The sequence below is a fragment of the Streptomyces sp. DF42 genome, from assembly GCF_058267695.1.
In genome coordinates this window covers 6,630,458-6,651,933 of sequence record NZ_CM177859.1, presented here as the reverse complement: position 1 = coordinate 6,651,933, position 21,476 = coordinate 6,630,458, and the positions used below count along the sequence as shown (strand labels likewise).

The following is a 21,476-nucleotide window of genomic DNA, read 5'->3' as shown; positions in this document are numbered from 1 at the left end:
CCGCTCATGGGGCGCTAGCGCTCCAGTTCCTCGCCGAGGAGGCGCAGCAGTTCGTCCTCGGAGAGGTCGTCGAACTCCTCTGCGGGCTCGTCCTCGGACGGGGCGGGCTCGGTTGTGCGCGGGGTTTCGGGCGGCAGCACCTCGGTGAGCAGGTACTCGGCCAGTGCGGCGATGGTCGGGTGCTCGAAGGTGGCGGTGGCGGGCAGGCGTACGCCGAGTACCGCGTCCACCCGGGTCTTCAGCTCGACGCTGGTGATCGAGTCCATGCCCACCTCGAAGAAGCCCGCGTCGCGTTCCAGGAGGGTGCCGCCGAGCACGACGGCGGTCTCCTCGCGCAGCCGGTCCTCCAGGAGCCGCCGGCGCACCGCGCCGGGTGCCTCGCGCAGTCGGTCCAGGAGGTCCTGGTCCACGGTGTCCGTCGCCGTGGTGGCGGTGCCCAGGAGTTCCAGCAGCGGGCGGCGGCGCTTGGCCTCCAGGACCGGACGGAAGATGTCCCAGTTCACCGGCGCGACGGTCATCTGGTGGTGTCCGGCGCCCAGCAGCCGGTCGAGCGCGGTGAAACCGACCCGGTCGGGCAGCACGTACAGGCCCATCGACTCGAAGTAGCCGACGTGTTCGGGCGAGACCATGTCGCTGCCGGCCCACCAGCCCCAGTTGACGGCGAGTGCGGGCAGACCGCGTCCGGCGCGGTCGTGGGCCATCACGTCCTGGAAGTAGTTGGCCGCCGCGTAGTGCCCGGCGAGCGCCGAGCCCCACACCGAGGAGGCGGAGGAGAACATCACGAAGAAGTCCAGTTCCGCCCGGTCCGCGAGCGCGTCCAGGACCAGGGTGCCCTCGACCTTGGGCCGCAGCACGGTGCGCAGCTGTTCCCCGCTCATGTCCTGTACGGCGCAGGGGTCGAACAGACCGGCCGCGTGGACCACTCCGCGCAGCGCGGGCCACTCGGTGCCGCACGCGTCGAAGACGGCGGCCATGCCCTCGGCGTCGGCCACGTCGACGGCGGGGGTGTGCACGGCGACGCCCGCGTCCCGCAGTTCCGCGACGGCGCGTACGGCCGGGTCGTCGGGGTCGTCGGACAGTGGCCGGCGGCCGGTCAGGACCAGGTGGCGGGCTCCGTGGTCGGCGAGCCAGCGGGCGATCCGCAGGCCGAGTGCGCCACGGCCGCCGGTGACGAGATAGGCGGCGTCGGCGTCGATGCGCACGGTGGTCGTCGGGTCGAGTGCGTCGGCCGCGCGCAGCCGGGCGACCTTGCGTGCGCCGGACCGGTAGGCGACCTGGTCCTCGCCGTCGGCGCGCAGCACCTCGGCGACGACGGCAGCGGCGTCGGCGTCGAGGTCGGCCGCCGCCGGGTCCAGGTCGAGCGAGCCGCCCCACACCTCGGGGTGTTCCAGCGCCACCACCCGGCCCAGGCCCCACACGGGGGCGTGCGACGGAGTCACGCCGGTGTCGTCGACGGCGGCGCCGCCGCGGGTGACCAGCCACAGCCGGGGGGCGGGGTGTCCGTCGGTGACGCCGAGGCTGCGGGCCGCCCACAGCAGGGGGCCGCAGGAGACGGCGAGCGCGGCGTCCAGTTCCGCGCCCGGGGTGCGCGCGTCGGGGGCGGCGTCCAGCGTGCCGAGGTGCAGCAGGCCGCGGACCGGCAGGTCCACGGGCAGGGGCCCCTCGGCCTCCTCGGGGGTGAGCAGCCGGCAGTCGGCGCCGGTGGCCTCCAGCAGTGCGGCGACCCGGGCGGCGACGCCCTGCCGGTCGGCGACGAGCAGCCAGGTGCCCTCGCCCGCCTCTTCGGGACCCTGCGGGGACTCGGCGGTACGCCACTCCAACTCGTAGCTGTTCTCGGTCAGTTGGGTGTCGACGTCGTCGGTGCGCCGGGGGGTTCCGGGCACGGTGGACACCGGCTTGGCGGGCAGCCAGTGCCGCTGTCGCTGCCAGGGGTAGGCCGGCAGGGAGACGCGTGGGGCGTTCGGCGGCTGGATCGCCTCGTGTGCGAGGTCGTGGCCGAGGACGTGCAGTCCGCCGGCCGCGTCGAGCAGGGTGGTGCGGCTGTCGGCGCCGGTCCGCATCGAGCCCAGCACGGTGAGGTGCTCGGCGCGGTCCGCCAGGGTCTGGGTGACGGCGGACCGGAGCACGCTGTGCGGTCCGATCTCCACCACCGCCGTGTGGGCCTCGTCGCCCGCGGCGGCCCGTACGGCGTCGGCGAAGCGCACCGGGCTGACCATGTTGGCGCACCAGTAGCCGGTGTCGAACGCGCCGGGTTCGGCGGGTCCGCCGGTGACGGTGGACAGGACGGGCAGGCCGGCGGGCGCGGGAGCCGGCAGGTGGGCCAGCGCCTGTTCCAGGTCGCCCTGGACCGGCAGCATGTAGGGGCTGTGGAAGGCGTACTCCTTCTGGACCGTCGCCCACTGGGCGCGGCGTTCACGGACGCGCTTCTCCACTTCGGCCAGTGCGGCCGGGTCGCCGGCGAGCACCGTGCTGACCGGGGAGTTGACGGCGGCGACGGTGACCTGGTCGCCGTAGGGCGCGATCAGGTCGGCGACCTGGTCGGCGGCCATTCCCACGGCGGCCATCGCGCCCTGCCCCCGGGTGGCCCCCATGATTTCGCCCCGGCGGACCACGATCTCCAGTGCGGTGTCCAGGTCGATCGCCCCGGCGGCGTACGCCGCGCCGACCTCGCCCACGCTGTGTCCGAGCACCGCGTCCGGGGTGATCCCCCAGCTGCGCCACACCTCGGTCAGCGCGGCCTGCACGGCGAGCACCGCGGGCTGTGCGATCACCGTGTCGGCCAGCCGGGAGCCGGCGCGGTCGGCCACGAGTTCGTCGACGAGCGACCAGCCGGCGAGCCGTTGGACGACGCCGTCGCAGTGGTGCAGCACCCGGGCGGCGGTGGGGTCGGCCAGCAGGCCGCGTCCCATGCCGGGCCACTGGCAGCCCTGCCCGCTGTAGACGAAGAGCAGCCGGCGCTGTTCTGCGGGGACGACCGCGCCGTGCCGGATGCCGGTGGGCCGTGCCGCGTTCGCGGCGGCGGTCAGCGTCTTCGCCGCCTCGCTCGCCGAGCGGGCGACGACGGCGGTGCGCCGCGTCAGGTGGTCGCGGTCGAGCGCTGCGGTGCGGGTGATGCCCGCCCAGCCGGGCCGCTCGGCCAAGGCTCCGTCGGACCCGTCGTCATCAGTCGCTGTTGCTGCGAGGAAGCGGCCGTACGCCTCGTCGGTGGCGGTCAGGGCGTCCGGGGTGCGGGCGGACAGCAGCAGGAGTCCGGCGGAGGGCTCTTCGGCGGGCGCGGCCTGCGGGGTGTCGGCGCCCAAGGAGTCCCGGCGGCCGTCCGGCGGGGCCTCACCCAGGATCAGATGGGCGTTGGTGCCGCTGAAGCCGAAGGAGCTGAGGCCGGCGGTGCGGGTGCCGTCGGGCTGCTTCCACTCGGTGAGCTTCGCGGGGACCTCCACCGGCAGCCGGTCCCACGGGAGGTGCGGGTTGGGGGTGTCGAAGTGCAGATGCGGCGGGATCTTGCCGTGGTGCAGGGACAGCGCCACCTTGATGAGGCCGGAGATCCCCGCGGCGGCTTCCAGGTGCCCGATGTTGGTCTTCACCGAGCCGACCGTCAGCGGGGCCGCCGTCTGAGGGTCCGGGCGCAGCACCTCCACCAGGGCGCCGATCTCCATCGGGTCGCCGAGCGGGGTGCCGGTGCCGTGGGCCTCCACGTAGCCGACCTCGGCCGGGTCGGTCCCGCCGCTGCGCAGCGCTTCCCGGATGACGGCCTGCTGGGCCTGTCCGTTGGGGACGGTGAGGCCGGCGCTGCGGCCGTCCTGGTTGACCGCGGAGCCGTGCAGCACGGCCCACACCCGGTCCCCGTCGGCGACCGCCTCGGACAGCCGCTTGAGGACGACGACCCCGCAGCCCTCGCCGCGGCCGTACCCGTCGGCCGAGGCGTCGAAGGTCTTGCAGCGGCCGTCCGGGGACAGCGCGCCGAGCTTGGCCAGGCTGACGGTGGTGCCGGGGGCCAGCATCAGGTTGACCCCGGCCACGATCGCCAGGTCCGCCTCGCCGGAGCGCAGGCTGCGGGCCGCGAGGTGGGCGGCGACCAGTGAGGAGGAGCACGCGGTGTCCACGGCCATGCTGGGGCCCTGGGCGCCGAGGAGGTACGAGAGCCGTCCGGCGGCCACGCTGAAGGTGTTGCCGGTCGCCTGGTACGGGTCGATGCCGTGGGTGCCGTCGGCGGACAGCAGCTGCATGTAGTCGCTGGTGTTGATGCCGACGTAGACCGCGGTCCGGGAGCCGGCGAGCCGCGCGGTGGTGCAGCCGGCGTCGGCGAGCGCCTCGGAGGCCACTTCGAGCAGCAGCCGCTGCTGCGGATCCATGCTGCGGGCTTCCCTGGGCGCGATGCCGAAGGCCTCGGCGTCGAACTGGTCCACGGGTACGTCGAGGAAGCCGCCGCGGTAGGTGTAGGCCTTGCCGGGCGCGGCCGGGTCCGGGTCGTAGAAGGCGTCCCGGTCCCACCGGTCCTCGGGCACGGAGGAGGTGGCGTCGCCGCCTCGGGCCAGCAGCCCCCAGTAGGCGTCGAGGTCGTTGGCCCCGCCCGGGAAGCGGCAGCCCATGCCGATGATGGCGAGGGGTTCCGTGGTGGTCCCCGCTCCACCGGCTCGTTCGGCGGACCGGTCGGGTGCGGCGGGGGCCGCCACGTCCAGGTCCGCGAGGTACGCGGCGAGACGGCGGATGGTGGGGTGGTCGAAGACGGCCGTGGTGGGGATCTGGCGCCCCAGTGCGCGCTCGATCCCGACGCGCAGTTCCACCACCATCGTGGAGGTGAGCCCGAGATCGAACAGTCCGGTGTCCGCGTCGAGTGCGCCTGCGTCGTCGAGTTCCATCACGGCGGCCAGTTCGCGCCTGAGGTGAGCGACGAGCGCGGCGACGCGTTCGTCACGGCTGTCCGAGGAGGCGGCCAGGGGCGCGGGCCGGGCGGCCGGCGCCGGCTGCGGTGTGGTCCTGGGCGGCGCGGCGGCCGGTGCGGCAGCGGTGCCGCCGGGCACGGGCGGGCTGCTCGGCTCCCAGTACGTCTGACGCTGGAACGGGTAGGTGGGCAGCTGGGGCAGGCGGGCCGGGCGGGGGCCGTTGGCCCGGGCCCAGTCCACGGGTACGCCGTCCGCCCAGACCCGGGCCAGGGACTCCAGCAGCCGTCGGTGCGAGTCCCCGTCCGAGGCCACGGAGGGCAGGCAGGTCACCACGGCGGAACCCGCGGCGGAGACGATGTGCGGCAGCAGCCCGCCGGTGCCCAGCTCCACCACGATCCGCGTGTCGTCCGCCAGCAGGGCACGCCCGGCGTCCGCGAACCGCACCGCCTGCCGCGCATGCCGCAGCCAGTAGTCGACGGTGGCCGGTTCCGGCCCGGCGAGTTCACCGGTCAGGTCCGATACGAAGTCCAGGGCGGGTTCGTGCAGCCGTACCCCGTCGAAAGCCTCCGCGAAGGGTGCCAGTGCGGGGTCCATCTGGGCGGAGTGGAAGGCGTGCGACACCCGCAGGGGCACGGCGCGTATCCCGCGTTCACGGATCCGGGCCACGACATCCGCCACCGCTTCCCGCGGCCCGGAGACCACGGTTTCCCGTGGGCTGTTGTAGGCAGCGATCTCCACCGTTCCCGACTCGATGGCCGGGATCCCGGCGAGTTCCCCGGGGCCGCAGAACAGCGCGGCCATCGTGCCGGTGCGGGGAAGTTCCGCCATCAGCCGGGCGCGCGCGGCGACGAGCCGGGCGCCGTCGGCGACGCTGAAGACCCCCGCGAGCGCGGCGGCCGCGTAGGCGCCGACGCTGTGCCCCGTCACGACGTCCGGTGCCACGCCGACGGACTTCCACCACGACCCCAGGGCAATCCCGGTCGTGTAAAGGGCCAGCTGGGCGACATCGGTCTCCGCCAGCGCGGCCGCCGCCTCGGCGCCGGGGTCCAGGAGGACCGACAGCGGCGGTGCGGACAACCCGCCCACCACCGAGGCGACCTCGTCGACGGCCTCGGTCACCGCGTCCACCCGGCCGTGGAGTCCGGCGAGCACTCCGGCCAGCCGGGCTCCCTGGCCCGGCACCACGAACCCGACCCGGGGCGCGCCGGCGGCGGGCCGTCCGCGCACCGTTCCGTCGGCGACCTGGTCGAGCCGTTCGGCGAGTTCGGTGGCCGAGGCGGCCACGACGGCGGCCCGCTGCGGCAGGTCCGCCCGGCCCACGCCGGCCGCCCAGGCGACGTCACGCGGCTGTACGCCCTCGCCCGACTCACGGATGACTGCGGCCAGTTGTTGTGCGGAGGCGCGCAGGGCGTCGTCGTTGCGCCCGGACACCTTCACCACCACCGGCCCCTGATCCGCCACATCGACAGTCGTCTCGACGGGCGTCCGGGCAGGCGCGGGCGGGGACTCCACGATCACATGCGCATTGGTCCCGCCGAACCCGAACGACGACACCCCCGCCACCCGCCGCTCCTCGTTCCACGGCGTCAGCTCCGTCGCCACCCGCACCGGCAACTCGTCCCACGCCAGCAACGGATTAGGAATCGACAAGTTCAGATGCGGCGGAATCACCCCACGACCGACCGCCAGAACCGTCTTGATCAGACCCGCGATACCGGCCGCCGCCTCCAGATGCCCGATATTCGTCTTCACCGACCCCAACACCACCGGCCGGTCCACCGCACGACCCTCACCCAGCACCCCGGCCAGCGCCCGCACCTCGATCGGATCACCCAACGGCGTCCCCGTCCCGTGCGCCTCCACATAACCCACATCACCCGGAGCAACCCCACCGACCGCCAACGCCCGCCGGATCACCTCCTGTTGAGCGGAACCGCGGGGTGCCGTCAGGCCGTTGCTGCGCCCGTCCTGGTTGACGGCGGAGCCCTTGATCACCGCAAGGACGTCCTGCCCCTCCGCGACCGCGTCCGCGAGCGGCCGCAGCACCACCACACCGCAACCCTCACCCCGCACATAACCATCCGCCGAAGCATCGAAGGTCTTGCACAACCCCTCGGGCGACAACATCCGCGCCTTCGACAACGCCACCGTCGTCCCCGGCGACAACAGCAGGTTCACCCCACCGACCAGCGCCCGCTCACACTCCCCCGCCCGCAACGCCTGACACGCCAGATGCAACGCCACCAACGACGACGAACACGCCGTATCCACCACCAGACTCGGACCCTCAAGCCCCAGCACATACGACACCCGGTTCGCCGCGAAATTCAGCGCACCCCCCGTCGCCGTATAACCATCCAGCCCCGACACATCCCCACCCGAAGCCGTCAACCGCTCATAATCACTCCCACCCATCCCCACAAACACACCCGTACGACTGCCCCGCAAAGAATCCGGCGCCACCCCCGCATGCTCCAACGCCTCCCACACCACCTCCAGCACCAGACGATGCTGCGGATCCACCCGCACCGCCTCCCGCGGCGGAATCCCGAACAACCCCGCATCAAACTCCCGCACCCCATCCACAAACCCGCCATGCCGCGCATACGTCCGCCCCGGCACCTCCGGATCAGCGTCGAAGAACGCCTCCACATCCCACCGGTCCCCCGGCACCAACCCCACCCCCGACCCGCCACCCGTCAACAGATCCCAAAAACCCTCAACACCCCCACCAGAACCCGGAAAACGGCACCCCACCCCCACCACGGCAATCGGCTCGGTGAATTCGTCATGCGCAGGCACGGTTCCCCCGGAAAGGTCAGGTCAGGATGCGGAATCGGCAACGGCGCACCATTCGCCGACGTCGGTGTCGGCCCGTGCGCTGCGGGCCCCGGCTCGGACGGCCGGGGAAGTGCCACCGCGGCGATGCGGCAGCTCAGATACACAAGAGGCTTCGTCACCCGCGGCGTCCGTGACAACCCTTATCCGGCTTACAGGGGTTCGCGGACGCCCGTCTGACCTGCGGATGCCCGCCACCGGGCGGCACCCCTAGGCACCCCTGAACCCTCTGAGGCACCTGAGGCACCTGAGGCCCCTGAGCGCTCTGAGCACCCCTGCAGTACCCCCTGTAGTACCCCTGAGGGGAGCGATCGCGTAGGGGAGGGCGCTCGTGAACGGTGCGACCCGTTCACGAGCGCCCTCGGTCATACCTTGCGCAGTCGGGCAGGGGGCGTGGCATGCAGGGGCTCAGGGTGTGCCCCGGTCTGCTCGACGGGCAGGTCCTGGCGCCCCTTGACGTTCAACTTGCGGTAGATCCTGGTCAGATGCTGTTCGACGGTGCTGACGGTGATGAACAGCTCACCGGCGATCTCCCGGTTGCTTCGGCCCCGGGCGGCGAGGTCGCACACCCGTCGTTCGGCCTCCGTGAGGTGCTTCAGCAGATCGGCGGAGGTGTCCTCGGCGGGCTCCGGATCGGCCGGCAGGGCGTCGGAGGCGGTCACCGCCGTCAGCTGCACGGGCAGGGCCGCCCGGCCCCCGATGACCGCGTGCAGGCCGGGCCGGACCGCCCGGCGGGCGGGTTCGCTCCCGCCGAGCAGGCGCTGGGTGTCCTCCAGATCGGTGAGGGCCTTCGCCAGCTCGACCCGGTCACCGTTGTACCGCAGCTGGTTCACCGCCTGGACGAGGAGTTCGGGCCGCTGCTCGGGCGCCCGGGTGGCGGCCAGGACACGCAGCGCCATTCCTCTCACCCGGGAGTGTCCGCCGGACGTCAGAGCCGACAGCTGCTCCTCCGCCAGGCGGCCGGCCGCGTCCGGTTCGCCGAGCTCCAGCAGCGCCTGTGCCGCCCCGCAGCGCCACGGCACCGTCGTGCAACGGCTCATGCCCCACTTCGCCATCAGCTCGCCGCAGGCGTGGAAGTCGGCGAGTGCCGCCTGGTACTGGTGCGTGGCCAGATGGTGACAGCCCTTGGCGTGCAGATACAGCAGCCCGGGGGTGCTCTCGAACAGCATCTCCGGCACCGGCCGGCTGAGCAGCTCGGCGGCCTCGCCATGCCGTCGCGTCTCGGTGAACGCGCGCAGCAGCAAGGCGTAGACGGTGCCGAGCCCGACGCCCCACGCCTGCGGCGGCATCCGGCGCAGCGCCCGCCGCGCATAGTGTTCGACGCCGACCAGATCGCCCTCGTACAGGGCGGCTTGGGAGCGCAGGGCGGCCATCAGGCCCTCCCAGTGGGCGGCGCCCCGGTCGGTGGCCTCGGTCAGCAGCCGGTCGGCCCACTTGCGCGCGGAGCGGGGCCGCTCGCAGCCGAGGAGGGTGGCCACGGCCATGGCGAGCGGCTCGACGGTGCGGTGGGTGAGCCGGGTGGCGCCGAGCACCTGCTCGGCGCCGCGCACCGCGTCGGCTCTGGGGCCCTGTGTCTGTACGGTGCGCAGCTGCATGAAGACCTTCATGCGGGTGGCGGTGGTGAACGCGGCGCTGGCCAGCTGCAGATCGCTGGTCCGGTCCCGCAGGTCCGGTATGCGCTCGGCGAGTTGCGGGAAGACCGTGGTGAGCATCGTGCCGCAGGCGCGCAGTTCCATGGCAGGCCCGGGGGTCGCGTCGTCCATGAGTCGCGCGAGGTGGCCGTAGAGCCGCTGGTTCTGCCCGGCCCGGCCGTGCCACCAGACGATCCCGGGGAGTTCGAGGGCCAGGCGTGGTGAGAGATGGCCGTGTCTGATCGCGGCGGACAGGTAGGGGTACAGCCGGGGTGCCGCTGCGGGGCTGAGCAGCAGTTCGGCGCGGGCCAGCGCGGCGACCGCCTCCGCCTGGAGCCGCAGGTCGCCGATACCGGCCCGCAGGGCGAGGAGCGCGCATGCCCGGGCCTGCTCGCCGTCGTCCTCGTCGAGCAGTTCGCCGGCGCCGTCGACGAGAGCCTGTGCCGTCCAGGTCTCGGCGACGCAGTCCGCGTGCAGGAGTTGCCGGGCGACATTCGCCGCGGCGGCGCCCGAGTCGAGGAGCAGCCGCGCCGCCCGCCGGTGCCACGTCGTCCTGTCCTCCTGTGCCATCTCGCCCAGAATCACGCGGACCGCCGCGGGGTGGCGCAGTCGGCAGCCGCTCACCAGGCCGACGACGTCGAGTTCGGCCACGGCCCGGGCGACGGCCTCCAGCGGCAGGTCGAGCAGCCGCCTCAGCAGCGCGTGGGTGGCCGCCCCGTCCAGCAGTGCGATCCCGCGGGCGACCGCCAGGGTCGTCGGGCCCGCGGAGTGCAGACAGCCCAGCAGCGCGTGGCCGAAGGCGGGGCCGCCGGGCGGGACGTCGGCGGCCGCACTCTGTCCGGACGCGCGCAGGTCCTGGAGCAGCGCCTGGACCAGGAGCGGGCTGCCTCCGGTGAGCGCGTGCAGGTCGGCGGCCGGCGGGGCCGCGGTCCTCGCCCCGGTGTCGGCGTCGACCATCTCCCGCACCCCTCGCGGGGACAGCGGGCGGAGCCGGATGAAGCTGACGTGCGGTCGCCCGAGCAGTTCGCTGTGCAGTGCCGAGTACGCCTCGGCCGGTTGCGGACGTTCGGAGAGAACCACGAGCACCCTGTCGGAGGGCACTCGGCGCACCACCCGCACGAGGTGAACCACTGATTCGGGGTCCGCGTTGTGGATACCGTCCACGGTGATGACGACCGGCTTCTGCTCGGCCATGTCCCGAATAAGTCTCGAAAAGCCGGAACCGGCCAGATCGGTGCGGTTCTCCAGCAGGTTCCTGGCCCGCCGGGCGTCCTGCGCGCCGAGTGCGGGGCTTTCGAGAAGCTCGGTCAGCATGCCGTACGGGACGTCGCGGTCGGGCGGGACGCAGCTTGCGCCGAGGGCGATCACGTCGTCGGCGAGTTCCGCTTCTAACTCCCGTAAGAGCGCGGTCTTCCCCGCACCCGCGGCGGCACTTATGAGGGCGACCCTGCCGTGACCCTCTCTGCTTTCCGCCAGCAGCTCGCGTATTTGCCGGATCTCTCCGTCCCGTTCACATAAGTTCATGCTCTCTATTTCCCCCCATTAGGTAATTCAAGTTTGCGGAAAAACCGCCACCGCGCGGAGCTTCCGCAGGTAGAGGGGCCACTCTGCCCCCAGAGCCCAGCCCATCGGGGGGCCGCGCTGGCCCCCATTGCCCGGTACACCGATCAGCCTAGGAACGTGCACCCAGCAAACACCCTTAACCCCTGACAGACTCCCGCAACTCCTTCCCTGTCCCCTCACATTTCACTCCGAGCATAGACGGTCGACCCCTATTACCTATGGTTACAACCCCTGTTACCCGCAGCCGAAGTCAGGGGTTGCCCCGGCGCGGGCCCAGCCGGAATCGTGAAGCGCCGAAGTCAAGCGCCGAAGAGCCTGCGAAGAGAAGAGCCCACGCCACCCATGACCCAGCCTGCGCCCACCCGACGACAGATCCTCAAGCGCGGTGCGGGAGCAGCCGGAACTGCGGCGCTGTCCGTGCCCCTGCTCAGCACCGAGGCGAAGGCCTCCGAGTCCGTGGACGCCGTCGTCATCGGCAGCGGCTACGCCGGGTCGGTGGCGGCCCTGCGGCTCTCCCAGGCCGGAATCAACTCCGTCGTCCTGGAGCGGGGAAGACGCTGGACCATCACCCCCTCCGGTGACACCTTCGCACCGCAGGCCCGCCCGGACGGACGGGCCTCCTGGCTGTCCACCACCTCGCCTCTCAGCCGGGAACCGGTCAGCCTGTTCACCGGCGTACTGGAGGCCTACGCGGGCGGCGGGGTGACATGTCTGGCGGGTGCCGGTGTCGGCGGCGGCTCGCTGGTCAACTACGCCGTCATGGAGGCTCCTTCGGAGCAGCTGTTCCGCGCCAGTTTCGGCACCCGGCTCGACTACGCCGAGATGGCCGGTACCTGGTATCCCCGGGCGCGCGGGCTGATCGGCGTCGCTCCCATCCCCGACGACGTGCTCGCCTCGCCCTACTACGCCAACGCGCGTGACTTCCTGAGTGCCGCCGAGCGCGCGGGGCTGGGGACCCGGCGCGTCGACATGGCGATCGACTGGCAGACCGTGCGCGCCGAGATAGCCGGTACGGCGGTCCGCTCGGCGATCGTCGGCGACGCCATGCTCGGCATCAACAGCGGTGCCAAGCGCAGCGTGGACCGCACCGTCCTGGCCGCCGCGGAGGCCACCGGACGCACCGAGGTGCTGCCGCTGCACCAGGTGCTGGACATCCGGGCCGACGGCGACCGCTATGTCATCGAATGCCGGCAGATCGACGAGCAGGGCCACGAGCTGGCGCGCCCGCGGTTCACCGCCCGCCATGTCTTCCTGGCCGCCGGGTCGCTGGGCACCACCCGCCTGCTGGTGCGGGCGAAGGCACGCGGTCATCTGCCGCACCTCAACGACCAGGTGGGGCGCAACTGGGGCAGCGGCGGCGACCACATCGTCGCCCGGGCCGGTCTGCCGCTCACCGGCAAGGCCCAGGGCGGGCCCGCCCACATCCTCGCGACCGACTGGGACAACCCGAAGGCTCCGGTGAGCCTGCTGAGCTTCCCGCTGGGCTACCCGGCGCTCGGACCGCTCACGGACACCGCCCTCGCGATGTCCGTGGCGCCCCCGATCGGCCGGTTCACCTACCGGTTGCTGAGCGACAGCGCGGAGCTGTACTGGCCCGCCGCGGACCCCCGGATCCTGCGCGTCACCGCTGCCGTGCAGGGCACCGCGCAGCGGCTCAACGCCGCCACAGGGCTCGGGCTCGACATCGTGACCCCCCTGCTGACCTCTCACTCCACCGGGGGCGTCGTCCTGGGAGAGGCCACCGACTCGGCGGGCCAACTCATCGGCCACGACAACCTGTTCGCGGTGGACAGCTCCCTGCTGCCCGGCTCCACCGGCGCCATGCCGCCGGCGCTGACCACCACCGCCCTGGCCGACCGCTCGGTGTCCCGGGCCCTGGAGAACATCATCACGGCGGGCTGAGCCACCACCGGTTCGCGTGGCTGAGCCACCTGCACCACCGGTGCGCGACGGAGCCGTTCGACACAAGCCGGACGCAAGACCGGTCGGCGCAAGGCCGGTTGCCCCACCATCACCGAGGAGCTGGACTTGTCGGCCACACCCAACGGACTGCCCCACGCGCGCGTGTGGACGCTCACGATCGTGTCCACCGCGGCGTTCATGCTCATGCTCGACCTGACGGTGGTGAACGTCGCCCTGCCGCACATGCGCACCGCGCTCCGGGCGGACTTCTCCGACCTTCAGTGGGTGCTGGACGCCTACGCGCTCACCCTGGCCGTCTTCCTGCTCACCGGCGGCTCGCTCGCCGACCGGCTCGGACGCAAACGGGTCTTCCAGACCGGCTTCGTCGTCTTCACCCTCGCCTCACTGGCCTGCGGCCTGGCCCCGGACGTGACGGCGCTGAACATCGCCCGCGCGGCCCAGGGCCTGGGCGCAGCCCTGCTCTTCGCCGTCGGGCCCGCGCTGATCGGTCACGAGTACCGGGGCAAGGACCGCGGCCTCGCCTTCGGCGTCTTCGGTGCGGTCTCCGGCCTGGCCATCGCCTTCGGCCCGCTGATCGGCGGGGCGCTCACCGACCTGCTGAGCTGGCGGTGGATCTTCCTGGTGAACGTCCCCATCGGCGTGGCGGTGGTACTCGTCGGCGCCTGGCGGCTCAAGGAGTCCCGCGATCCCCAGCCGCACGGAGTCGACTGGGCGGGCCTGGCCGTCTTCAGCGCCGCACTGACCCTGGTGGTCCTCGGCTTCATGCGCGGCCAGGCCGAGGGCTGGACCAGCCCGCTGATCCTCGGCATGTTCACGGCCGGGATCGTCCTGCTGGCGGTCTTCGTCCCGCTGGAGCGGCGCAGGGGCGCCGCGGCGATGCTGGACCTGTCGCTGTTCCGGATACCCACGTTCAACGGGATCTCCCTCACCGCCTTCATCGCCAACGCGACGGTGCTGTCCGCCATCTTCCTCCAGGGCTCCTACATGGAGAACGTGCTCGGCCACTCCCCCTGGGAGACCGGTGTGCGCTTCCTCCCACTGACACTGACGCTGTTCGCCGCGGCGGCGGCGACCGGCCCGCTCACCGTGTCGCTCCCGCCGCGGCTGCTCGTCGGGACCGCGCTCGCGTGCATCGCCGTAGGCCTCTTCCTGATGGGCCGGGTGACGGTCGGCGACTCGTGGACCGCGCTGCTGCCCAGCATGATCGTCAGCGGTGTCGGGCTCGGTATGTTCAACCCGCCGCGTGCGTCGCTCTGCATCGGGGTGACCGAACCGGCCAAGGCGGGCATGGCATCGGGCATCGGCGAGACCTTCCAGCAGGTGGGGGTCGCCGTGGGCATCGCGGGGTTCGGAGCCCTGTTCCAGAACCGGGTCGTCGACGCGTTCACCCATTCGGACGCCGGGCGGCAGCTCGGCCCGCACGCCGCGGAGGCCGGCCGGGCCGCGGCTGCCGGTGGGGGCCGGGAACTGACCGCCACCCTTCCGCCCGCCCTGGCCGACCAGGTCACCGCCGCCGCGCGCGCCGCGTTCGTGCACGGCCTGAACGACGTGCTGTTCGCGTGCGGGGTGCTCGCCTCGGTCGGCGCGGTGATCGGCTTCGTCTTCATCCGCTCCACCGACCTCCACGCCAGCGCCCTGCGGGACACCTCGCTGCCCGACGCTCCACGGACCATGGCGGCCTCGGGCGACAGGCCGGCATGACAGAGTGATTCACAGACCTACGTCCTCGCCCCAACTCCCGTCACAACAAGAGGAATTCAACGTGACCACGTCCATCATCGTCACCGGCGCCTCCGCCGGGCTGGGGGAGATCACCGCCGGGGAGCTCGCCGCCTTGGGTCACCATGTGATCCTCGCCTGCCGCAGCGTCGAGCGCGGCGAAGCCGCGGCCGAGCGCATCCGGGCCCGTACGCCCGGCGCCGCTCTGGAGGTGCTCGAACTCGACCTCGCCTCACTGGACTCGGTCCGCACGGCCGCCGCGAAGCTGCTGGCGGACACCGGCCGGCCACCGCTGCACGCGCTGGTGTGCAACGCCGGTATCCAGGTCGTCAACGGAGTGCAGCAGTCGGCCGACGGACACGAACTCACCTTCGCCACCAACCACTTGGGCCACTTCCTGCTCATCCGGCTGCTCGCCGACCACATCGTGGCACCGGGCCGGATCGTGCTGGTGTCCAGCGAGGTGCACCAGGGCCCGCGCAAGTCGATGGGCTTCCCCGCGCCGCACTGGCAGCACCCCAAGGCGCTCGCCGACCCGGCGCAGACCGAGCTGGGCGGCTCCCCCAAGGCGGGCCGCGTCCGTTACGCCACCTCCAAGCTCGCCAACCTCTATCTGACGTACGAACTGGCCCCCCGGGTCGCCGCACTCGGCATCACCGTCAACGCCTTCGACCCGGGTCTGATGCCGGAGACCGGACTCGACCGGGACTGGCCGCAGTGGACACAGCGGATCTACCACGCGATGGCCCCGGTGCTGGTCCGTGTCCTGCCCGGTACCCGCTCCGTGGCCGGCTCCGGCAGTGACCTGGCCTGGCTGACCACGTCCCCCGACGTCGCCGATGTCACCGGGACCTACTTCTCGGGGCGCCGGCGGCGCGAGAGTTCCCCGCAGTCGCACGACGCGGCCCGCGCGGCCGAACTGTGGGACGTCTCGGAGGAACTCGTTGCCGAACACTGAGCCCACCCGGGACGGGACCACCGACTGGATCAAGTGCTTCCACCCCTCCCCCGCCGCGGCCGTCCGGCTGGTCTGCTTTCCGCACGCGGGGGGATCGGCCGGGACGTATCTGAAGCTCTCCGCACGGTTACGGCACGAGGTCGAGGTCCTGGCCGTGCAGTACCCGGGGCGGCAGGACCGCTCGGCCGAGCCGCCCCCGCACGACCTGCACGCCCTCGCGGACCGGGCGAGCGAAGCCGTCGTCGCCCGCGGCACCGGGCCCTGCGTCCTGTTCGGGCACAGCATGGGGGCCGTCGTCGCCTACGAGGTCGCCGCCCGCCTGGAAGCCCGCGGCGCGGGCCCGCTCGGCGTGGTCGTCTCCGGCAGCCCCGCCCCCTCCGCGCCCCGGGACCGGACGATCCACCACCTCGGTGACGCCGCGCTCCTGGCCGAGATCAGGCGCCTGTCGGGCACCGACCCGCGGGTCCTGGCCCACGAGGACCTGATGAGGCTGGCGCTTCCCGCGCTGCGCGGGGACTACACGGCGCTCGAAACCTACGTCCACCCGCGGGGACAGCGGCTCGGCTGCCCCGTCAGGGTCGTGGTCGGCGACCAGGACCCCCTGGTGACACCGAAGGCGGCCGAATCCTGGGCGGAGCACACCGACAGCACCTGCGACGTGCGAGTGATGCCCGGCGGGCACTTCTATCTCCAGGAGCAGCAGGACGAACTGGCGGCCCTCACCCTGACCTGGATCGGCACCCTGCGCACGACGCCGACCCGCTGAGCCGCGGCCGCAAACGGGTGTGTACGCACTGAGGGCGCCCCTCCGAAGAGGGGCGCCCTCAGCTCTGTGCGCGGCTCCCGAACGGGTCTGTGGTGGCGCTCAGCCGGCTCCGTCGGTCGTGTACACATGCATCCCGGGGATGTGCAGCGTCCCGCCGAACTGACCGGCCTGGACGACCTTCACGTGAGTGAAGTAGATCAGCGGGATGTTGAGCGGCGGCGGGCTGTCCGGGCTGAACGTGATCGGGATCAGCCCGAACAGGTTGCCCGAGATGGACTCCGTGTACATCGTGACGGCGCCGTCGCGGAAGGTGGACGTCGTACCCGAACCGGCCTGCACGTGGTACGTCTTGCCGGCGTTCTTGTCCTTGACCGTCTGGTGCAGGTCACCGATGTCGACACCGCCGGAGACGACGTACTTCAGCACCTTCTTGGTGGTGCCGTTCGCCGTCTTCACCTTGACGATGCCCTGGTAGTCGGCCTTCTGCAGCAGCAGCGAGCTGGCGTCCAGGTACCAGGGGTCGTCCGGCAGCGTCACCTTGTTGTCGACGCCGCCCACGTCGTCCGTGGCGGTCGGGCAGTTCGCCGCGTCGGCACCGGAGCTCGGCGAGGGACTCGCGGAGGAGGTGGCCTCGCCGGCTGCCTTCTCCACCGTCTTGGTGGCGCTTTCGGCCGCCTTGGACGCCTTGTCGGTCGTGTCCTTCACGGTGTCGCCCACCGTGTCGGTGACCTTCTTGGTCGTGTCCGTGACGCTGTTGTCCGAGGACGTCGACGAGTCCTTGCTCGTGCTCGCCGAGGGGGACGACGCGGACGGCGTCGGGCTCGCGCTCGACGTGGAGCTGCCGCTACCCCCTGTGAAGAGGCCGCCGATCGCGTCGCCGAGGTCGTTCAGCAGACCGCCACCGCTGCTCGCGGACGCCGAGGGGCTCGGCGTGGCGGTGTCGCCGCCCGCCGTGTCCTTGCTCGAACTCTGCGAGGCGGACGGCGTGGGCGTCGCCTTGTCGTCGGAACCTGAATCCGACGAACCCGCCTTGCCCGAGTCGGAGGCGTCCTTCGAGGAGGTGGACGACGGCGAAGGCGTCGCCTTCTCGTCCGACGGGCTCGAACTCTCCGAGGCGGACGGCGACGGCGAGGCCGACGCGTCGTCGCCCAGAGCGGCCACACAGTCCTTGTACTCGTCCGCGGTCAGGCTCTTCGCCGTCGGAGCACCCGAACCGCCGCTGTCCGCGAGGGCGAGCGAGGACGTGAACCCCATTCCCATGAGGACCGCCGTCGGCATCGCCACGGTGGCTATCGCCTTGCCGGCCGGCATGTGGAACCTGGTGAACAGCGGCTTCTTGGGTGCCGCGTGACGCGGCCCGGTTCTCACACGGGACTCGTCCACATCCGTCCCGTGGGTCACCTCGTCAGCCGGCACTGTGCCTCCCGTTCGCCCCGTTCGCCGGGCTCGTTCCTGACAGATTGTTGGACTCACCCAGCACGGGCTTGAGGATGGTGGTGTCCGGGTCCAGTGCCTCGGGGGCGGGGCCCGCTGCCGGTGTGCCCTCTCGCGCGGCCTCGGCCGGCGGCTCGCCCGGCGCCCAGGACACGGCCATCGCCCCGCCGACCAGCGAGAGCAGGAAGCCCAGCAGGAAACCGCCGAGGTTCGAGACGGGGATGGAGACCAGTCCCAGCAGGATCGCCGCGATACCCGCGAAGGTCCGGACGTGCTTCTGGAACCAGAGACTGAAGCCCAGAACCACCAGCAGCACACCGATGATCAGGGACCCGGCGCCCGCGGTGGTGGCCATCGCCAGAGTCAGATGCCCGACCTGCAGGTGGGCGTACGGGAAGTAGGCGATGGGGAGTCCGGCGAGCATGACGAACAGACCGGCCCAGAACGGCCGCGTGCCCCGCCAGGCGCGGAACTGCACCCTCCGGCGACTGAACTGGCCGGCGGGTACGGCAGGAGTCTCGGCGCTCATGGAATACAGCTCCCTGTACGGCTTTGCTGTGGTGATGGTGCTGTGGTGGTGAGTTGCAGTAGGTGTGAAGAGAGTGGTGGAAGGTCGACGGGCGGGGGCGCCATTGGCTCCCCCGCCCGTCAGCGAGTGCTTAGTAGCACTCCTTGACACCCGTCGAGACGGACATCTTCAGCCCACTGAGCTTGAAGGTTCCGGCAGTGGTGGCCCACGCCGTCTGCTTCACGCTGCTCAGCGAGGCCGAGTCCGCCTGCTGTGCGAATCCGTACGGGTTCGCGGTGTCACCGCTGTGGATGCCGGGACCCTTGCTGGCGTCCTTGGCGGCCACACCGATGTCGATGTTCTTGAACGTCGCGTCGGCGCTCAGGTCATCGAGGTCGATGTACAGGTTGTCGGCCTCGACCGGCTGGCTGCCGCCACCGGCCTTCAGGATCAGGCTGACACTGCCGATCACCGGGATGTCCGGGGTCACGACGGACTGGCACAGGTTCTTGATGGTCGCGGACTTGAACGCCGAGACCGCGACCGGGTGCGCCGTCTTCTTGCCGTCGAGGGTGTACCCCGAGTCAATGGCTCCGTACTGCGAGAAGCCGGTGCCTTCCAGCTGGTCGGCCGTCACCTTGAACTGCTGGCCGGACACGCTGAACGACGCGGCGAGAGCGCCCTGCGCGAGGGCGACACCTATCGCGGCCGTAGCGGCGACGCTGGGCACCATGACCACAGCGAACCGCTTCCATCTGGTCCCGCCACGCACCTGGGACTCCATATTTCCTCCTTCTCGGACGTACATCTCCTGGCCCTGGCTGCCCCCAGTTGGCGGCTCAGCCGGGCAGGGATGGGAGAAGTGCTACGTCCTCGGGAAGGAGAGCGCCCGTACTCGGAGGCGCTGAAACCGCGCACCGATCACCGGCGATCACCCCCGAGCGACAACCACTGGTCGCGCCTGACACACATCACGCACAACCTTGCCGGACAGGCTTCGCCGAGTGGGCGAAGACCCCCCTGTCCAAGAGCCGGCGCCAGCGGCGCCGCCTCTGCTCGGTGGGGACCCAGGAAGCCCCGCGACCCAACCGGCTGCCGGGGTACGGGAATGGACCGAGCGTCGCCGATCGTGGTGCATTCTCGCCGCCCGCACAAGGGGCTTCGTTACTGGGTAGTAACGGCCGGATAACCGAACAACGACCCATAGGTCTCGGGCGGCGACGGAGGGTGCAGTCAAGGCCAGAGACAAAACCGTTGATCATTGGACAGAAACCGACAGACCAACGCCCGAAACTTACTTGCAGTAACAGCGGCCGCGTTTACCAAGATTTGGTAAAGCGCGGCCGCATTGGCGTTCCGTCGGCAAATCTTTCACTCGGGCACCACATGGCCCGGCGTTTAACGACAGGTCAGAACCTGCCTGCCGTCCCGCTCAGAACAGGGCCCGCGCGAGCGCCCGACGCGCCCCCGCCACTCGCGGATCATCCGCCCCAACGACCTCGAAGAGCTCCAGCAGCCTCAGACGTACCGTGTCCCGGTCGTCACCCGCCGTGCGCCCCACGGTCTCGATGAGCCGCCCGAAGGCGTCCTCCACATGACCGCCCACCAGATCCAGGTCCGCGGCGACGATCTGCGCCTGCACATCGGCCGGCTTCTCGGCGGCGTCCTTGCGCACCTGCTGCGGGTCGAGCCCCTGCACGCGCTGGAGCAACTCGGCCTGGGCGAGACCCAGTTTGGCCTCCGGGTTGCCCGGGTCGTCACTGAGCACGTTCCGGTAGGCCTGGACGGCACCGCCGAAGTCCCCTGAATCCAGGGCGCGTACGGCCGCTTCGAGCAGCGCGTCGTACGGGCCGGCCGGCATCGCCTCGGCCTCCGCCTGGCCGCCGCCCGGCTCGGTGTCCGGGTCGACCGCCAGTCCGGTCAGACCGAATCGCTCCTCGGCGACCTGTACCAACTGGTCGAGGGTCTGCCGGATCTGTTGTTCGCCGGCGGCCCCCTGGAAGAGCGGCAGCGCCTGCCCGGCGACGACGGCGAACACCGCCGGGATCCCCTGGATTCCGAACTGCTGCATCAGCATCTGGTTGGCGTCGACGTCGACCTTGGCAAGGAGGAAGCGCCCGGCGTACTCGACGGCGAGCCGCTCAAGGACGGGACTCAACTGTTTGCAGGGCTCGCACCACTCGGCCCAGAAGTCGATGACGACGGGCACCTCGGTGGACCGCTGCAGGACGTCGCGCTCGAATCCGGCCTCGTCGACGTCGATCACCAGATCGGCCGGAGAGACGGCTCCCGGGCCGCCGCCCTGCCGGGCGGCTTCGGCGCGCGCCTGCTCCGCCTTCGTCTTGGCCTCCTGGGCCGCCTTCACCGCGGCGAGGTCGACGACTCCGCTCATGGACATGTTCCGTGGCTGCATGCGCCTATCCTCCCCCGTCCGCGCGCGGTGTGTGAAAAGCCATGTGAAAGCCGGTCGAACTGCGCTGTGTTCGGCGCCGGGTCCCCACCCCGCGCCACGCCAGTGGTTTCGCTACGAGTCGTAGCGTAATGGCACCGCGTGCCGCCCGGACACCACCCCCCGGTGATCTCCCTCACGGCCTCACAGGAAACGTCGGTTTATGGTCAGGGGATGCAGAGCCGCCCTCCCGCCCCACGCGCCTCAGGACGCCCGCGCAGCGCCGAGGCCGACGCCGCGATCCTCGCGGCCACCCGGGAGGCGCTGGTGGAGCTGGGCTGGTCGAAGCTCACCCTGGGAGACGTGGCGACGCGCGCCGGGGTTGCGAAGACGACCCTCTACCGCCGCTGGGCGGGCAAGAACGAGCTGGTGGTCGACGCGGTGGCCGAGCTCTTCGACGAACTCGTACTCCCCGACCGCGGCACCCTGGCGGCCGACATCGAGGGCGTCGTCCTGCAGTTCGCCGCGATCCTGGCCCGCCCGGAGGCCAAGAGCGGCCTGATGGCGGTGGTCGCGGAGTCCGTCCGCGACGAGGCGTTGCGGGAGCGGATCCGCGACTCGATCGTGAACCGGCAGAAACGGCTGGTTCTGGAGGGCCGGGCGCGCGCCCAGATCCGTGGCGAGCTGCCCCCGGAGACGGATCCGGGCGAGGCGGACCGCACGGTCGACCTGATCTTCGACGTGGTGGCCGGTGCGGTGGTCCACCGCACCCTGGTGAGCGCGGAGCCGGCGGACGAGGAGTGGGTGCGCCGGTTCACCCAGGTCCTGCTCACCGGGCTCACGTCGATCGGCCCGTCCGGCGACTGA

11 protein-coding genes and 1 pseudogene are annotated in these 21,476 nt (G+C 71.7%); 5 read left to right on the top strand and 7 right to left on the bottom strand.

Going from position 1 to position 21,476, the window contains the following annotated elements:
- Positions 1-14: 14 nt before the first annotated feature.
- The 3 genes and pseudogenes from ACYUED_RS30675 to ACYUED_RS30665 all read right to left on the bottom strand — a co-directional run bounded on the left by ACYUED_RS30675 (position 15) and on the right by ACYUED_RS30665 (position 10,873).
- A complete protein-coding gene (locus ACYUED_RS30675; RefSeq protein WP_491294508.1) occupies positions 15-6,932 on the bottom strand; it encodes a type I polyketide synthase in 6,918 nt (2,305 codons plus the stop codon).
- Positions 6,933-6,962: 30 nt separating this feature from the next.
- Positions 6,963-7,637 (bottom strand): annotated as a pseudogene (locus ACYUED_RS30670) (beta-ketoacyl [acyl carrier protein] synthase domain-containing protein); the annotation flags it as partial.
- A gap of 446 nt (positions 7,638-8,083) precedes the next feature.
- Positions 8,084-10,873, bottom strand: coding sequence for an AAA family ATPase (locus tag ACYUED_RS30665; RefSeq protein WP_491287247.1), 2,790 nt, complete (start codon positions 10,871-10,873; stop codon positions 8,084-8,086).
- A gap of 381 nt (positions 10,874-11,254) precedes the next feature.
- Here ACYUED_RS30665 and ACYUED_RS30660 point away from each other — a divergent pair, with 381 nt between their 5' ends.
- The 4 genes from ACYUED_RS30660 (at position 11,255) to ACYUED_RS30645 (ending at position 16,278) form a co-directional block, all read left to right on the top strand.
- A complete protein-coding gene (locus tag ACYUED_RS30660; RefSeq protein WP_491287245.1) occupies positions 11,255-12,814 on the top strand; it encodes a GMC family oxidoreductase N-terminal domain-containing protein in 1,560 nt (519 codons plus the stop codon).
- A 126-nt stretch (positions 12,815-12,940) separates the two neighbouring features.
- Complete coding sequence (locus ACYUED_RS30655; RefSeq protein ID WP_491287243.1) at positions 12,941-14,536, top strand: MFS transporter; 1,596 nt, start codon at positions 12,941-12,943, stop codon at positions 14,534-14,536.
- A 61-nt stretch (positions 14,537-14,597) separates the two neighbouring features.
- Complete coding sequence (locus tag ACYUED_RS30650; RefSeq protein ID WP_491287241.1) at positions 14,598-15,512, top strand: SDR family NAD(P)-dependent oxidoreductase; 915 nt, start codon at positions 14,598-14,600, stop codon at positions 15,510-15,512.
- Complete coding sequence (locus ACYUED_RS30645) at positions 15,499-16,278, top strand: thioesterase II family protein (protein WP_491287239.1); 780 nt, start codon at positions 15,499-15,501, stop codon at positions 16,276-16,278. Before ACYUED_RS30650 ends, ACYUED_RS30645 begins: the two co-directional genes overlap by 14 nt.
- A 99-nt stretch (positions 16,279-16,377) precedes the next feature.
- On the opposite strand, the gene ACYUED_RS30640 is transcribed toward ACYUED_RS30645, so the two are convergent.
- From ACYUED_RS30640 to ACYUED_RS30625, 4 genes are all read right to left on the bottom strand, one after another.
- A complete protein-coding gene (locus ACYUED_RS30640; RefSeq protein WP_491287237.1) occupies positions 16,378-17,694 on the bottom strand; it encodes a hypothetical protein in 1,317 nt (438 codons plus the stop codon).
- A complete protein-coding gene (locus ACYUED_RS30635; RefSeq protein WP_491287235.1) occupies positions 17,684-18,241 on the bottom strand; it encodes a DUF6114 domain-containing protein in 558 nt (185 codons plus the stop codon). Before ACYUED_RS30635 ends, ACYUED_RS30640 begins: the two co-directional genes overlap by 11 nt.
- 130 nt (positions 18,242-18,371) lie before the next feature.
- Positions 18,372-19,004, bottom strand: a complete 633-nt coding sequence (locus ACYUED_RS30630; RefSeq protein ID WP_266521686.1) for a DUF6230 family protein — start codon at positions 19,002-19,004, stop codon at positions 18,372-18,374.
- Positions 19,005-19,652: 648 nt separating this feature from the next.
- Positions 19,653-20,633 (bottom strand): tetratricopeptide repeat protein, encoded by a 981-nt coding sequence (locus ACYUED_RS30625; protein ID WP_491287233.1) that lies wholly within the window; start codon positions 20,631-20,633, stop codon positions 19,653-19,655.
- A gap of 210 nt (positions 20,634-20,843) precedes the next feature.
- Between ACYUED_RS30625 and ACYUED_RS30620 the strand changes: the two genes are divergently transcribed.
- Positions 20,844-21,476: a TetR/AcrR family transcriptional regulator gene (locus tag ACYUED_RS30620; protein ID WP_491287231.1), complete on the top strand. Its 633-nt coding sequence runs from the start codon at positions 20,844-20,846 to the stop codon at positions 21,474-21,476.

What these genes read in the sequence shown, in the direction of transcription:
- ACYUED_RS30665 (WP_491287247.1), bottom strand. Translation starts at nt 10,873, where the DNA reads ATGAACTTATGTGAACGGGACGGAGAGATCCGGCAAATACGCGAGCTG.
- ACYUED_RS30660 (WP_491287245.1), top strand. Translation starts at nt 11,255, where the DNA reads ATGACCCAGCCTGCGCCCACCCGACGACAGATCCTCAAGCGCGGTGCG.
- ACYUED_RS30635 (WP_491287235.1), bottom strand. Translation starts at nt 18,241, where the DNA reads ATGAGCGCCGAGACTCCTGCCGTACCCGCCGGCCAGTTCAGTCGCCGG.
- ACYUED_RS30630 (WP_266521686.1), bottom strand. Translation starts at nt 19,004, where the DNA reads ATGGAGTCCCAGGTGCGTGGCGGGACCAGATGGAAGCGGTTCGCTGTG.
- ACYUED_RS30625 (WP_491287233.1), bottom strand. Translation starts at nt 20,633, where the DNA reads ATGCAGCCACGGAACATGTCCATGAGCGGAGTCGTCGACCTCGCCGCG.
- ACYUED_RS30620 (WP_491287231.1), top strand. Translation starts at nt 20,844, where the DNA reads ATGCAGAGCCGCCCTCCCGCCCCACGCGCCTCAGGACGCCCGCGCAGC.